The organism is Pseudomonas sp. NPDC086251, from assembly GCF_044746405.1.
Taxonomy (GTDB): domain Bacteria; phylum Pseudomonadota; class Gammaproteobacteria; order Pseudomonadales; family Pseudomonadaceae; genus Aquipseudomonas.
Genome location: NZ_JBIVBY010000021.1, coordinates 67,108 through 81,078, shown reverse-complemented (window position 1 = coordinate 81,078; position 13,971 = coordinate 67,108). Strand labels below are relative to the sequence as shown.

At 59.3% G+C, this 13,971-nt stretch carries 15 protein-coding genes; 11 read left to right on the top strand and 4 right to left on the bottom strand.

Annotated elements, in window-relative coordinates; translation table 11 throughout:
- The first annotated feature begins 114 nt into the window (after window positions 1-114).
- Window positions 115-369, top strand: coding sequence for a succinate dehydrogenase assembly factor 2 (locus ACIPL2_RS23130; protein WP_007944081.1), 255 nt, complete (start codon window positions 115-117; stop codon window positions 367-369).
- Window positions 353-805 (top strand): protein YgfX, encoded by a 453-nt coding sequence (locus ACIPL2_RS23125; protein WP_401360123.1) that lies wholly within the window; start codon window positions 353-355, stop codon window positions 803-805. Before ACIPL2_RS23130 ends, ACIPL2_RS23125 begins: the two co-directional genes overlap by 17 nt.
- Here the strand turns inward: ACIPL2_RS23125 and nadB are convergent.
- Window positions 774-2,390 carry an L-aspartate oxidase gene (nadB, locus tag ACIPL2_RS23120; RefSeq protein WP_401360120.1) on the bottom strand — a complete coding sequence of 539 codons (1,617 nt, stop codon included), beginning with the start codon at window positions 2,388-2,390 and terminating at the stop codon, window positions 774-776. The genes ACIPL2_RS23125 and nadB overlap by 32 nt on opposite strands.
- Before the next feature lie 556 nt (window positions 2,391-2,946).
- Here nadB and rpoE point away from each other — a divergent pair.
- From rpoE to ACIPL2_RS23100, 4 genes are all read left to right on the top strand, one after another.
- Window positions 2,947-3,528: an RNA polymerase sigma factor RpoE gene (gene rpoE / locus ACIPL2_RS23115; RefSeq protein WP_007944079.1), complete on the top strand. Its 582-nt coding sequence runs from the start codon at window positions 2,947-2,949 to the stop codon at window positions 3,526-3,528.
- A gap of 30 nt (window positions 3,529-3,558) precedes the next feature.
- Window positions 3,559-4,146, top strand: a complete 588-nt coding sequence (locus ACIPL2_RS23110) for a sigma-E factor negative regulatory protein (RefSeq protein ID WP_401360117.1) — start codon at window positions 3,559-3,561, stop codon at window positions 4,144-4,146.
- A gap of 8 nt (window positions 4,147-4,154) precedes the next feature.
- On the top strand, window positions 4,155-5,111 hold the full coding sequence (locus ACIPL2_RS23105) for a MucB/RseB C-terminal domain-containing protein (protein WP_401360114.1): 957 nt from the start codon (window positions 4,155-4,157) through the stop codon (window positions 5,109-5,111).
- A 181-nt stretch (window positions 5,112-5,292) separates the two neighbouring features.
- Window positions 5,293-6,720 (top strand): DegQ family serine endoprotease, encoded by a 1,428-nt coding sequence (locus tag ACIPL2_RS23100; protein ID WP_401360111.1) that lies wholly within the window; start codon window positions 5,293-5,295, stop codon window positions 6,718-6,720.
- Window positions 6,721-6,786: 66 nt separating this feature from the next.
- Here ACIPL2_RS23100 and ACIPL2_RS23095 read toward each other — a convergent pair whose 3' ends face one another.
- A complete protein-coding gene (locus ACIPL2_RS23095) occupies window positions 6,787-8,220 on the bottom strand; it encodes a M48 family metalloprotease (protein ID WP_401360108.1) in 1,434 nt (477 codons plus the stop codon).
- A 98-nt stretch (window positions 8,221-8,318) separates the two neighbouring features.
- On the opposite strand from ACIPL2_RS23095, the gene ACIPL2_RS23090 reads away from it, so the two are divergent.
- Window positions 8,319-8,558, top strand: coding sequence for a sulfurtransferase TusA family protein (locus tag ACIPL2_RS23090; RefSeq protein ID WP_401360105.1), 240 nt, complete (start codon window positions 8,319-8,321; stop codon window positions 8,556-8,558).
- Window positions 8,559-8,589: 31 nt separating this feature from the next.
- Complete coding sequence (locus ACIPL2_RS23085) at window positions 8,590-9,660, top strand: AI-2E family transporter (protein ID WP_401360103.1); 1,071 nt, start codon at window positions 8,590-8,592, stop codon at window positions 9,658-9,660.
- 146 nt (window positions 9,661-9,806) lie between these two features.
- Here the strand turns inward: ACIPL2_RS23085 and ACIPL2_RS23080 are convergent, their stop codons facing one another.
- Entirely contained in the window at window positions 9,807-10,280 is a 474-nt protein-coding gene (locus tag ACIPL2_RS23080; RefSeq protein WP_401360100.1) for a peroxiredoxin, read from the bottom strand.
- A 10-nt stretch (window positions 10,281-10,290) separates the two neighbouring features.
- Window positions 10,291-10,851: a glycine cleavage system protein R gene (locus ACIPL2_RS23075; protein WP_401360097.1), complete on the bottom strand. Its 561-nt coding sequence runs from the start codon at window positions 10,849-10,851 to the stop codon at window positions 10,291-10,293.
- A 329-nt stretch (window positions 10,852-11,180) separates the two neighbouring features.
- On the opposite strand from ACIPL2_RS23075, the gene dapA reads away from it, so the two are divergent.
- The 3 genes from dapA to ACIPL2_RS23060 are packed head-to-tail and all read left to right on the top strand — an operon-like array spanning window position 11,181 to window position 13,957.
- Complete coding sequence (gene dapA / locus ACIPL2_RS23070; RefSeq protein ID WP_401360095.1) at window positions 11,181-12,059, top strand: 4-hydroxy-tetrahydrodipicolinate synthase; 879 nt, start codon at window positions 11,181-11,183, stop codon at window positions 12,057-12,059.
- A 17-nt stretch (window positions 12,060-12,076) separates the two neighbouring features.
- Complete coding sequence (gene bamC, locus ACIPL2_RS23065; protein ID WP_401360092.1) at window positions 12,077-13,192, top strand: outer membrane protein assembly factor BamC; 1,116 nt, start codon at window positions 12,077-12,079, stop codon at window positions 13,190-13,192.
- Between the two features lie 6 nt (window positions 13,193-13,198).
- Window positions 13,199-13,957 (top strand): MBL fold metallo-hydrolase, encoded by a 759-nt coding sequence (locus tag ACIPL2_RS23060; RefSeq protein ID WP_401360089.1) that lies wholly within the window; start codon window positions 13,199-13,201, stop codon window positions 13,955-13,957.
- The last annotated feature ends 14 nt before the right edge of the window (window positions 13,958-13,971 follow it).

Genomic DNA, 13,971 nt, shown 5'->3' with positions numbered 1-13,971 from the left:
TAAGGGGGCGCCCATGAAATGGGTAGTTCACAAAGGATCGGTAATGCCCGACCAAAGCCGAGTGTTCGACGGAGCGGGGGGCTGTATACTTGCCGCCTATTTGAGGAGCGCTCCATGGTCGAAGATGTTGAACTGAATCGCCTCTACTGGCACAGCCGCCGCGGCATGCTTGAGCTTGACGTGTTGCTGGTGCCGTTCGTGAAAGAGGTCTATCCACACCTCAATGATGTCGACCGCGATTGCTACCGCAAGCTGCTCGAATGCGAAGATCAGGACATGTTCGGCTGGTTCATGGAACGCGCCGAATCGGAAGATCCGGAGCTTCAGCGCATGGTTCGCATGATCCTGGATCGTGTCCAGCCCAAGTAATTCGTTCGAATGCCGCTGGCATGCCTCACGGCGGTTGCTGGCGGCGTATCTTCTGGCCCAGCTGTTCGCGCTGGGTTCGCTTTATCTTCTCTCGATACCGATCTGGGCCAGTCTGCCCGGCGTCGTGCTGTGCCTGGCGCACGCCTGTTGGGCGTTGCCGCGGCAGATTCTGCTGACGCACCCACAGGCATTTCGCGGCTTGCGTCGCGATGCCGATGGCTGGCAGTTGTGGAATCAGGCGGCGGGTTGGCAACCGGTGCAGCTACGCCCGGACAGCTTGGCGCTGCCGTTGGTCGTGGTGCTGCGCTTTCGTTTGCGCGGCGAGCGGCGGGTCCGGGCGGTTTGCGTGCCTCGGGATTCGCAGGCGGCGGATGTGCACCGACGCCTGCGGGTTCGGCTCGCGTTCAGTCGGCGTAGGTGGGCGGCACCAGAATAGTGTCCAGGGCGACCGGCAGCATGTTCGGATAGTCGAGGGTGTAATGCAGGCCGCGACTTTCCTTGCGTTCCATCGCTGACTGGATCATCAACTCGGCCACCTGGGCCAGGTTACGCAGCTCGATCAAATCCCGACTGACCTTGTAGTTACTGTAGAACTCGTCGATTTCGTCCAGCAACAGCCGCACGCGGTGCTGTGCCCGTTGCAGGCGCTTGTTGGTGCGCACGATACCCACGTAGTCCCACATGAATCGCCGCAGTTCATCCCAGTTGTGCGCAATGATCACGTCTTCGTCGGAGTCGGTGACCTGGCTTGCGTCCCAGACGGGCAGGGCGATGGGAATCGACACCTGGGGCAACTGCTGAAGAATGTCCGCCGCCGCCGAGCGCGCGTAGACGAAGCATTCCAGCAACGAATTGCTGGCCATGCGGTTGGCGCCGTGCAGGCCGGTGAAGCTGGTTTCGCCAATCGCGTACAGGCCCGGCACGTCGGTGCGACCGTGCTGATCGACCATCACGCCACCGCAGGTGTAGTGCGCCGCCGGCACCACCGGAATCGGCTGCTTGGTGATGTCGATGGAGAACTCGAGGCAGCGTTCGTACACCGTCGGGAAGTGCGTCTTGATGAACGCTTCGGGCTTGTGGCTGATGTCCAGATAAACGCAATCAATACCCAGGCGCTTCATTTCATGGTCGATGGCCCGGGCGACGATGTCCCGTGGGGCCAGTTCAGCGCGCGGATCGAAGCGCTGCATGAAGCGTTCGCCATTGGGCAGCTTCAGGTGCGCACCTTCGCCACGCAAGGCTTCGGTGACCAGGAAACTCTTGGCTTGCGGGTGATACAGGCAGGTTGGGTGGAACTGGTTGAATTCCAGGTTTGCCACGCGGCAGCCCGAGCGCCAGGCCATGGCGATGCCATCACCGCAGGCGCCGTCGGGGTTGCTGGTGTAGAGGTAGACCTTGGCGGCGCCACCGGACGCAAGGATCACGAAGCGCGCGCCGTAGGTGTCGACTTCGCCACTGGCGCGATTGAGTACGTAGGCGCCGAGGCAGCGATCGCCTTCAAGGCCCAGGCGTTTTTCGGTAATCAGATCGACCGCGACCCGCTGTTCCAGCAGTTCGATGTTCGGCCTTTGCTTGGCTTGATCGAGCAGGGTTCTGAAAATCGCTGCGCCCGTGGCATCGGCGGCGTGAATGATGCGCCGATGGCTGTGGCCGCCTTCGCGGGTCAGGTGGAACTCGAATCCGCCATCTTCGGTGCCCGACTGTTCATCGCGGGTGAAGGGCACGCCTTGGTCGATCAGCCATTGAATCGCTTCTTTACTGTGCTCGACGGTGAAACGCACGGCGTCTTCATGACACAGGCCGCCACCGGCGTTAAGCGTGTCATCGACGTGGGATTCCACGGTATCGGTGTCATCCAGGACGGCAGCGACGCCGCCCTGGGCCCAGAAAGTCGAGCCATTGGCGAGGTCGCCTTTGCTCAGTACGGCGATGCGCAAATGACCGGGCAAGGTCAGCGCAAGGCTCAAGCCGGCAGCGCCGCTGCCAATTACCAGAACATCGTGTTGAAACTGTTGGCTCATTTCAGGATTCCGCTCAAAGCGACCCGGGTCGGGGTTGGCGCCAAACACCTGGATCGGCGAGTCAGGCAGCCACACAGCCCACTAGTATATAGAGGGGGGGAGCGGCACAATAGCCGAGCCCACATGGCATTGTGAAACTACTGTGACTGAAAAGACCGAACGCTTCGTCGGATGTTTTTTTAGCCGGTTCGGCGACACGGGGACTGTATCGTGGATTTAACAGTCTTTTTCTGCTCACATGCGCACAATGTCGGTTCGTGCAGCTATAAATATTTGGAACTTTTGCCAAAAGGCCAAGATCAATAGACCGTTGCCTGAATCAAGGGACAGTGTCGGCTTCAGTGCAGGATTGCGGTTTGATCCTTGCTGGCGAATCCGATGACAAGATTATTCGCGCAGCCGGGTTAACCCGCGCTGCGCTTTTCGTGCGTGCCAAATCAGAGCCCGCAGGAAACTTGCTTGGAGGGGGAGAACTTTTGCGAAAAGCCCGAGTCTATGTTTGCAAGTCTGGTCGTTTAGTTATGCAAGCCTCCTCCGAGCTTATCGAGGAGTGTTCATGCTAACCCAGGAAGAGGATCAGCAGCTGGTCGAGCGCGTTCAACGTGGCGACAAGCGAGCTTTCGATCTGCTAGTGCTGAAATACCAGCACAAAATTCTCGGGTTGATCGTGCGTTTCGTGCACGACACCCATGAAGCCCAGGATGTGGCGCAGGAAGCCTTTATCAAGGCTTACCGTGCACTTGGAAATTTTCGCGGGGACAGCGCGTTTTACACGTGGCTTTACCGCATCGCCATCAACACGGCGAAAAACTATCTGGTTTCACGCGGCCGTCGGCCGCCGGATAGCGATGTCAGTTCCGAGGATGCAGAGTTCTACGATGGCGATCATGGCCTCAAGGATCTCGAGTCGCCAGAACGGGCTTTGCTGCGGGATGAGATCGAAGGCACCGTCCATCGAACCATTCAGCAACTTCCAGAAGATTTGCGTACGGCTTTAACTTTACGTGAATTCGATGGTCTGAGTTACGAGGACATTGCGGCCGTCATGCAATGTCCGGTGGGTACCGTGCGCTCCCGGATCTTCCGCGCTCGGGAAGCCATCGATAAAGCCCTGCAGCCGTTGTTGCAGGAAAACTGAGACAGCGGCGACAGCCAAGAGAGGAACGCCATGAGTCGTGAAGCCCTGCAGGAATCGCTGTCCGCAGTGATGGATAACGAAGCGGACGAATTGGAATTGCGTCGGGTGTTGAATGCCTTTGACGATGTTGAAACCCGTGATACATGGGCTCGTTATCAGATCGCTCGGGCAGTAATGCACAAGGATCTGCTGCTTCCACGCCTGGACATCGCCGCGGCAGTTTCCGCTGCGCTGGCTGACGAGGCTGTACCGGCAAAAGCTTCCCGTGGTCCATGGCGCAGCCTGGGTCGTCTGGCAGTGGCTGCTTCGGTCACCGTTGCTGTATTGGCAGGTGTTCGTCTGTACAACCAGGACGAAATCGCCGGTGTCGAACTGGCACAGCAATCCAGCCAATCGAGCCTGGCCGTTCCTCAGGTCAAGGGTCCAGCTGTATTAGCAGGCTACAATGAGAGTTCGGATGCCACTGGCCCTATGGCCAACGGCGTATTGCAAGGTCAACCAGGCTGGCACGATCAGCGTCTGCCAGGTTACTTGCGCCAACATGCTCAACAAGCTGCACTGAAAGGTACTGAGAGCGCTCTGCCTTACGCTCGTGCAGCAAGCCTGGAAAACCGTTAAGGAGGATCATGCGCGCCATCCCTCTACTTTCGCTTCTGCTCGGTGGCTGGTTCGTTGTTCCAGCCCATGCTGATGAAGCCCAGAACTGGTTGACCCGTCTGGGCCAAGCCGAGCAACAGCAAAGCTTTCAAGGCACCTTTGTTTACGAGCGTAACGGTAGTTTTTCTACCCATAACATCTGGCACCGCGTCCAGGACGGCAAGGTCCGCGAGCGTTTACTCCAGCTCGACGGCTCGGCACAGGAAGTCGTGCGCATTGATGGGCATACTCAATGCGTCAGCGGCACCCTGATAGCAGGGCTTGGGGATTCCCCCAATTCCACTGCTCGTGCACTCGATCCACAAAAACTCAAGAATTGGTACGACCTTGCCGTCATCGGCAAGTCGCGTGTGGCCGGGCGTTCGGCAGTGATCGTTTCACTGACGCCCCGCGACCAGCACCGCTACGGTTTTGAACTGCATCTGGATAAAGAAACCGGCCTGCCGCTCAAGTCATTGCTGCTCAATGACAAGGGGCAGTTGCTGGAGCGATTCCAGTTCACGCAACTGGACACTGCCGATGTTCCATCCGACAGCGACTTGCAACCCGGTGACGATTGCAAAGTTGTCACGCTGGACGTCGACAAGGCTTCTGCAGCCAAGGTCGCCCAAGCCTGGCATTCGGACTGGTTGCCACCCGGATTCGAGCTGACCAGCAGCAGTGCGCGCAAGGACCCAGAGACCAAAACCCAAGTCAACAGTCTGATGTATGACGACGGCCTGGCGCGTTTCTCGGTGTTTCTGGAGCCACTCAACGGTGGCACTGTTACCGACACTCGCACCCAGTTGGGGCCCACCGTTGCCGTGTCCCGGCGCTTGACGACACCGCAAGGCGAGATGATGGTCACAGTGGTTGGCGAGATTCCGATCGGGACCGCAGAACGGATTGCGCTGTCCATGCGCACCGATGCCACTGCAACCAAGTAGTGAATCGAGATCGAAATGTTTGGTGAGCATTTCAGTTTGCAAAAAATCCCAAAATTTTTTATAGGTCAGAGCCCTCGGCTCTGGCCTTGTTTTGTTGTTCCCGGAACAAAAATACCGGCGTATCTTTCCCGGTGTTCCTTGCTCCATATCGCTTAACCATGCTCGTCGTAACGGGAGCCGTATGTCGATACCACGCTTGAAGTCTTATCTGTCCATTGTCGCCACTGTGCTGGTGCTGGGTCAGGCGGTCACTGCGCAAGCAGTCGAGTTGCCTGATTTCACGCAACTGGTCGAGCAAGCCTCGCCCGCGGTGGTGAACATCAGTACCACGCAAAAATTGCCGGACCGTAAAGTGTCGAGCCAGGACATGCCTGATCTTGAAGGCTTGCCTCCAGCCCTGCGCGAGTTCTTCGAGCGTGGCTTTCCACAGCCGCGTTCGCCTCGCGGCGACCGTCAGCGTGAAGCCCAGTCCTTGGGCTCGGGTTTCATCATCTCGTCTGATGGCTACATCCTGACCAACAACCACGTGATCGCCGATGCCGACGAAATTCTCGTTCGTCTCTCCGACCGCAGTGAATTGAAAGCCAAGCTGGTGGGCACCGATACACGGTCCGATGTGGCCTTGCTGAAAATCGAAGGCAAGGATCTGCCGGTCCTCAAGCTCGGCAAATCCCAGGACCTGAAAGCCGGTCAATGGGTCGTGGCGATCGGCTCACCGTTCGGCTTCGACCATACCGTGACCCAAGGCATCGTCAGCGCCGTCGGCCGCAGTCTGCCAAACGAAAACTATGTGCCGTTCATCCAGACGGACGTGCCGATCAACCCGGGTAACTCCGGTGGTCCGCTGTTTAACCTGGCCGGCGAAGTGGTGGGGATCAACTCACAGATCTATACCCGCTCCGGCGGTTTCATGGGCGTGTCGTTCGCGATTCCGATCGACGTGGCCATGGACGTTTCCAATCAGCTGAAAAGCGGCGGCAAAGTCAGTCGTGGCTGGTTGGGTGTCGTCATCCAGGAAGTGAACAAGGATCTGGCCGAGTCGTTCGGTCTTGAGAAGCCCGCCGGTGCGCTGGTGGCGCAGATCCAGGAAGATGGCCCGGCTGCCAAGGGTGACTTGCAAGTAGGCGACGTGATCCTGAGCATGAACGGCCAGCCGATCATTATGTCTGCCGATCTGCCGCACCTTGTGGGCGCGCTGAAAGCCGGCTCGAAAGCCGATCTGGAAGTGATTCGTGATGGTAAGCGCAAGAAAGTCGAGTTGACGGTCGGCGCTATTCCAGAAGAAGGCAAAGAGCTGGATGCCCTGGCAAAATCCGGTGTTGAGCGCAGCAGCAATCGCCTGGGTGTTTCCGTGGCGGAGTTGACCGAAGAACAGAAGAAAACCTACGACCTCAAGGGCGGCGTGGTCATCAAGGAAGTCCAGGACGGTCCTGCTTCGTTGATCGGCTTGCAGCCAGGCGATGTGATCACTCATCTGAACAATCAGGCGATTGGTTCCACCAAGGAGTTCACGGAAATCGCCAAGGCGCTGCCGAAGAACCGCTCGGTGTCGATGCGGGTCCTGCGTCAAAATCGCGCCAGCTTCATCACCTTCAAACTGGCTGAATAAACCGGTTGTTGGCTGAATAAAAAACCGCCTCGAAAGAGGCGGTTTTTTTGTGCCTGCGCAAAAGCGTCAGCCCATCATGTCCTTGATCATGCGTTCCTGCTCCATCAGCTCCCGTTGACGGGCGTCGATACGCGACGACAGCGGGAAGTTGGTGCCGGCCTTGCGCTTGGCGAAGTCCAGTTGCTGGATGGCCTGGCGGTAGTCGCCGACCAGCGCAAAGTACTCGGCTCGGGCCTGATGCAGGCCGATGATGTTGCCGGACAAGCCACGAGTCTCGGCCACCATGTACCAGACGTCGGGATCGTCCGGGCGGCTCTTAAGCAAATTCTCCAGGGCCTTTTCCGCTTCGGGCGCACGGTTTTGCTTGAGCAGCAGGTCGACGCGTACCTGATTCAGAGGATAGTTGCCCGGATACTGGGTCAGCAACCGGTCGACCCGGGTTTGGGCATCCGGCAGGTGATTGTTGGTGATGTCCAGGTCGACCTGCGCCAGGTTGTAGATGATCTCGTTCGGCGATTTGGCCAGCAGCGGCTTGAGGTTTTCCCGCGCTTCGTTCAGCTGACCGCCTTTAATCTGGGCAATCGCCAGGCCGTAGCGCGCAACATCGTTCTTCGGGTTTTCATCCAGGAGGGCGCGAAAACGCTTGGCGCCCAGCCCCGGGGTTTCTTCATAAATCAGCTGGACCCGTGCACGAATCAGCTGATAGCGCAGGGTGTCTTCGATACCGCCCGGTTTGGCTTGCTCGGCGCGGTTACGGGTGTCGGCGATCCGCGATTCGGTGACCGGGTGAGTCAGCAGGAATTCTGGGGGCTTGGCGTCGAAGCGGTATTGACGCGCCAACCGTTCGAACATGGTCGGCATCGAGCGTGGGTCGTAGCCGGCCTTTTCCAGATTGAGGATGCCGATGCGATCGGCTTCCTGCTCGTTTTGGCGCGAGAAGCGTCGTTGTTCCTGAATCGCCGCTGCCTGCGTGCCCGCAATGGCCGCGATCCCGGCATCACCGGCACCGGCGGCGGCAATCACGATCCCGGCCAGCAAGGCAGCCATCATCGGGACTTGCATGCGCTGCTGGGCTTCAACGCCACGGGCGAAGTGGCGCTGCGACAAGTGAGCCAATTCGTGAGCGAGTACCGAGGCATATTCGCCTTCGGTCTGGGCATTGAGGAACAAACCGCCGTTGACCCCGACAATCCCGCCCGGTGCCGCGAAGGCGTTGAGCTGCGGGCTGTTGATCAGGATGAACTCCAGGCGCCGGTCATTGACCTGGCTGGTCTCGACCAGTCGGTAGACGCTGGATTCGACGTAGTCCTTGAGCTGCGGATCATTGAGCTGGGAAACCTGGCTGCGCAACAACGCCAGCCAGGCGCGGCCCAACTGGTACTCCTGTTGCGGCGAGACGATGGCAGAACTGGCGTCGCCGAGTGACGGCAGGTCGTCGGCGAAGCCCGGTGAGGCGAGCAGGCAAGCGAGCGTCAGCAGGGTAGGGCGCAAAAAAGTCATGCACAAAGCCTTAGTCGACAAAGACCTTACTGTAGCCGGACAGTAAGCTTGGGACCAGATATTCTAAGCCGCTCAACCACCTGATCCGGAGTGACCCGATGACCGATGCTGTAGCCCATGACCTGGAGTTGGACGCCAGCGGTCTGAATTGTCCGTTGCCGCTGCTCAAGGCCAAGATGGAACTCAACAAGATGGCCAGCGGCGCGGTACTCAAGGTCATCGCCACCGACGCGGGCTCACAGCGCGACTTCCGCACCTTTGCTCGTTTGGCTGGTCATACGCTGCTTCGTGAAGAAGATGAAGCGGGTGTTTACCGCTATTGGTTGAAAAAAGCCTGAAACCTGCTGCGTTCGTTTCTAAGGATTATTGATGTTCAAGGTGTTACGCGACTGGATTCAGCGCTACTTTTCCGACGAAGAAGCTGTGGTGCTGGCGGTTTTGCTGTTTCTGGCGTTTACCGCCGTACTGACGCTGGGCGGCATGCTCGCGCCCGTGCTCGCCGGGATGGTACTGGCGTATCTGATGCAGGGGCTGGTGGTCACTCTCGAACGCCTGCGTGTACCGGGCGGGGCCGCGGTGGGGTTGGTCTTCGCGTTGTTCATGGGCGTGTTGCTGGTGTTCATCGTGGTGTTGGTGCCGTTGCTCTGGCATCAGTTGATCACGCTGTTCAACGAGCTGCCGGGCATGCTCGCCAAATGGCAGTCACTGCTGTTGCTGCTGCCGGAGCGCTACCCGCATCTGGTGTCGGACGAGCAGGTGCTGCAAGCCATCGAAGTGGCGCGGGGCGAGATCGGCAAGTTTGGCCAGTGGGCGCTGACCTTCTCGCTGTCGAGTCTGCCGCTGTTGGTGAACATCATGATCTACCTGGTGCTGGTGCCGATCCTGGTGTTCTTCTTCCTCAAGGATCGGGAGATGATCGGCCAGTGGGTGAGTGGTTACCTGCCGCGTGAGCGGGCGCTGATCACCCGCGTCGCGCACGAGATGAACCGGCAGATCGCCAACTACATTCGCGGCAAGGTCATCGAAATCTTTATCTGTGGTGGCGCGACCTACATCGGTTTCGTCGTGTTGGGCCTCAACTACGCGGCGCTGCTGGCATTGCTGGTCGGCGTGTCGGTGGTGGTGCCCTACGTCGGGGCGGTGGTGGTGACCGTGCCGGTGCTGCTGATTGCGCTGTTCCAGTGGGGCTGGAGCGATCAGTTCATCTATCTGATGGCGGTCTACGGAATCATCCAGGTCCTGGATGGCAACGTGCTGGTGCCACTGTTGTTCTCGGAAGCGGTCAACCTGCACCCGGTGGCGATCATCTGTGCGGTGCTGTTGTTTGGCGGGTTGTGGGGCTTTTGGGGGGTGTTCTTTGCGATACCCCTGGCGACGCTGTTCAAGGCGGTGCTGGATGCGTGGCCGCGCAAGGAACCGGTGGTGGCGCCGCTGCTTTAACGGGCAGCCCTGATATTTTTAGTGAGGCTGATGGCCCATTCGCGAGCAAGCCCGCTCCCACATTCGACCGCATTCTTTCTGGAAGAACTCGGTCGAATGTGGGAGCGGGCTTGCTCGCGAAGGCGTCCAAACAGACGCCAAAATAATCAGGCCTTGTTCAACGCCTGGGCAGCCGCCAGAACAGCATCCACATGCCCCGGCACTTTCACGCCACGCCATTCCTGACGCAGCACACCGTCCTTATCAATCAGGAACGTGCTGCGATCAACGCCCATGTACTCCTTGCCATACAGCTTCTTCAGCTTGATCACATCAAACAACTGGCAAAGCGCTTCTTCCTTGTCGCTGATCAGCTCGAAGGTGAACGCCTGCTTGGCCTTGAAGTTTTCATGGGATTTCAGGCTGTCGCGGGACACACCGAACACTTCGGTGTTGGCCGCTTTAAACGCCTCAAGCTGATCACGAAACCCCTGGCCCTGAGTGGTGCAGCCCGGTGTGCTGTCCTTCGGATAGAAGTAGATCACCACTTGCTTGCCTTTGAGGCTAGCGAGATTGACGGTCTGTCCGCTGGTGGCGGGTGCTTCGAAGTCGGCAACCGGTTGGTCGATGGCAACGGCCATGAAAGCTTCCTTACATTGGGTTTTGTGGGCGCCACGGTTCGATCAGCGCATCCAGGTTCAGCGCGTCGGCGAAGTCCAGGAACTGATCGCGCAACCAGCTGATCTGCACGCCGGCCGGCAAGGTCACGGTGAACGTGGCATTGAGCATGGTGCCGCCGGTTTGCGGAGCCTGATAGGTGTCGCAGGTCAGGTTTTCCAGCTCGACGTTGTGGTCCATGAAGAACTGGCACAACTCGTTGATGATGTCCGAGCGGTAGGCCGAGCTGACGTAGGCGACGTAAGGCAGGGCCTGGGGACGGTTCTCCAGGGCTGCGCTGCGCACCACGTTGACCGTGAAGGCGTGCTTCTTGGCGAGGCCCGGCAGACTGCCTTCCAGGCGCGCCAGGGCGTCCCAGCTACCGGAGATCTCGAGGACCAACGCACTGCACTCGCCATGACGCGTCAGGCGAGAGGTGACCACGGCGCAGCGGTTTTCATGGCTGGCGCGGCACAGGACGTTAGTCAGCTCCATGGGGTTGGCGCCGAGGGCACTGATGACAAGGAATTGTTCGCGAACTGTGGGGGTGGACATGCAGCATTCCTAAAGCGATGAGCGGTCGATACGTCGACGGGCTTTTTTTACCGGTAACGAGCCTGCGGATGCGAATTCAGAAAGCCCGAGCCGCAAGGTTGCAACGTGCTCCAGAGTGGCGGGAGCGAAGGGTGGCAACGCTGGATCGGGGCTTGTGATGCCGAAAATGGAGGCTGGAACCCGGCGTACGAGCTTGTCAGTACCGATCAAAGTCTGAAGGGTAGCGAAAAGCAGCGCCAAGGGGAATGGCAGCAGCGCAGTACTTCGCTTGTACAAGCATCTTGGCGCCAGTACCATTACGGCTCTCTTTTTCCGGCAGGAGCGGTTGCATGATTGCGGGCAGTATGGTGGCACTGGTCACACCCATGGATGCACAAGGTCGTCTCGACTGGGACAGCTTGAGCAAACTGGTGGACTTTCACCTGCAAAACGGCACCCACGCCATCGTGGCGGTCGGCACTACAGGTGAATCGGCCACCCTCGACGTGAACGAACACATCGAAGTGATTCGTTACGTGGTCAAGCAAGTGGCAGGGCGCATCCCGGTGATCGCCGGTACCGGCGCCAACTCGACACGCGAAGCGATCGAGCTGACCTCCAATGCGAAGACCGCCGGCGCCGACGCCTGCCTGTTGGTGACGCCGTACTACAACAAGCCGACCCAGGAAGGCTTGTACCAGCACTTCAAGGCCATCGCCGAAGCCGTCGACATCCCGCAGATCCTTTATAACGTGCCTGGCCGCACCGCGTGCGACATGCTGGCCGACACCGTGATCCGCCTGTCGACCGTTAAAAACATCATCGGTATCAAGGAAGCCACTGGCGACCTGTCTCGTGCCAAAGCCATCATCGACGGCGTCAGCAAAGACTTCCTGGTGATCTCCGGTGACGACGCCACCGCGGTCGAGCTGATCCTGCTCGGCGGCAAGGGCAACATCTCGGTGACCGCCAACGTTGCCCCGCGTGACATGGCCGACCTGTGCAACGCTGCTCTGAAAGGCGACGCCGTCACGGCCCGCGCCATCCACGAAAAGCTGATGCCACTCAATAAAACCCTGTTTATCGAATCCAACCCTATTCCCGTGAAATGGGCACTGCATGAAATGGGCTTGATGCCGGACGGTATCCGTCTGCCGCTCACCTGGCTCAGCGCTGCCTGTCACGAACCGCTGCGGCAGGCCATGCGCCAGTCCGGCGTCCTGGTTTAATTGAGGAAGTACAACGCATGAAGCGAATGGCCGGACTTTCCGCACTTGCCTTGATTATCTCCAGCACCAGTGGCTGTGGATGGGTCTGGGGCCCGGAAGGTTATTTCCGTGACCGTGGTAGCGATTACCTGGAAGCGCAACAGACTGCACCGATGCAACTGCCGACCGATGTCAGCACCGCCAAACGTCTGGATCCGCTGCTGCCGATCCCGCGCAACGTGGCCGATGACACCGTCAAGGGCGAATACGTCGTGCCGCGTCCGCAACCGCTGTCGGCGGCTGCCGACATCAGCTCGTACTCGCTGCAAAAGAGCGGTGATACACGCTGGATCGTCGCGCAGAACCCGCCCGCCGAAGTCTGGCCAGTGGCGGTGCAGTTCTTCCAGGACAACGGTTTCCGTCTGGACGAACAGCGTCCGCAAACCGGCGAATTCACCACCACCTGGCAACATTCCGACGAACTGTCGGCAGCGATGGCCAAGCGCCTGAGCGCCGCCGGTGTGAGTGCGGACAACGAAGTCCGCGCGCGTGTCCGTATCGAGCCGGGTGTGCAGCGCAACACCAGCGAAGTCTATGTGGTCACCGCCGAGCGTCCTGCCGGCAGTACGTCCGACGTGGCCTTCACCAACCGTTCGGTCAACACCGGCCTGGACGCGGCACTGGTCGACGACATGCTCGCGAGCATGAGCCGCATTTCGGAGAAGGGCGGTTCGGTCTCCATGCTGGCTTCGCGTGATTCCGATACGCCCAATCGTGTCAGCCTGAGCGAAGACGGCAGCGGCAACCCGGTACTGAACGTCGGTACGGACCTGGATCGTGCCTGGTCGAGCGTCGGTCGTGCGCTGGAGCAGGGCGAATGGCGCGTTGAAGACATCAACCGCAGCCTGGGCCTGTACTACATCAACCTGGCTGAGAAAGCCGAGAAGAAAGACGAGAAGCCGGGCTTCTTCAGCAGCCTGTTCGGCAGCGCGCCGAACAAGGAAGAAATCGAAGCCCGCGCCGAGCGTTATCAGGTTCGCCTGAGCAAAGTGGGTGATAACGTGCAGGTTACCGTCGAGAAAAACATCAATACCGTGGCGCCAGCTGACGTGGCGCGCAAAGTGTTGAGCGTGATTCAAGACAACCTGGGCTGATCACACATGCGTTTTGCCGTTCTCGGCAGCGGTAGCCAAGGGAACGGCACGCTGATAGCCAGCGCTGATACGTATGTGCTGGTGGATTGTGGTTTCTCCCTGCGGGAAACCGAAAAACGCCTGCTGCGCCTGGGTGTAAACCCTGCGCAGTTGAGCGCGATACTCGTGACCCACGAACATGCCGACCACGTGCATGGCGTGGGTTTGCTGTCTCGGCGCTACAATCTGCCTGTCTACCTCAGTCGCGGCACCCTGCGCGGGATGCGCAAACCGATTGAACCCGCGGGCTTTCTGGCCGGCGGCGAGCAACTGCAGATCGGCGATTTGAACATCGGTGTCATTGCCGTGGCCCACGATGCTCAGGAGCCGACGCAATATGTCTTCAGTGACGGTGAACGGCGCTTCGGCCTGTTGACCGACCTGGGTTCGTATTGCAACAAGGTGCTGGACGGCTATCGGGACCTCGATGCGTTGATGATCGAGTCCAACCATTGCCGTGACATGCTGGCTCGCGGTCACTACCCGTACTTTCTCAAGCAGCGGGTGGGCGGTGAACTGGGACATTTGAACAACCACCAGGCGGCATTCCTGGTGTCCGAGTTGGGCTGGCAAGGCCTGCAACACCTGGTCCTGGCCCATCTGAGCAGCAAGAACAACCTGCCGCAGCTGGCCCGGCAATGTTTTGTCGACACCCTCGGGTGCGACCCGGACTGGCTGCAACTGGCCGATCAAGATTCAGGGCTCGTCTGGCGACACATCGCCTAGCCCACCTACTAAGC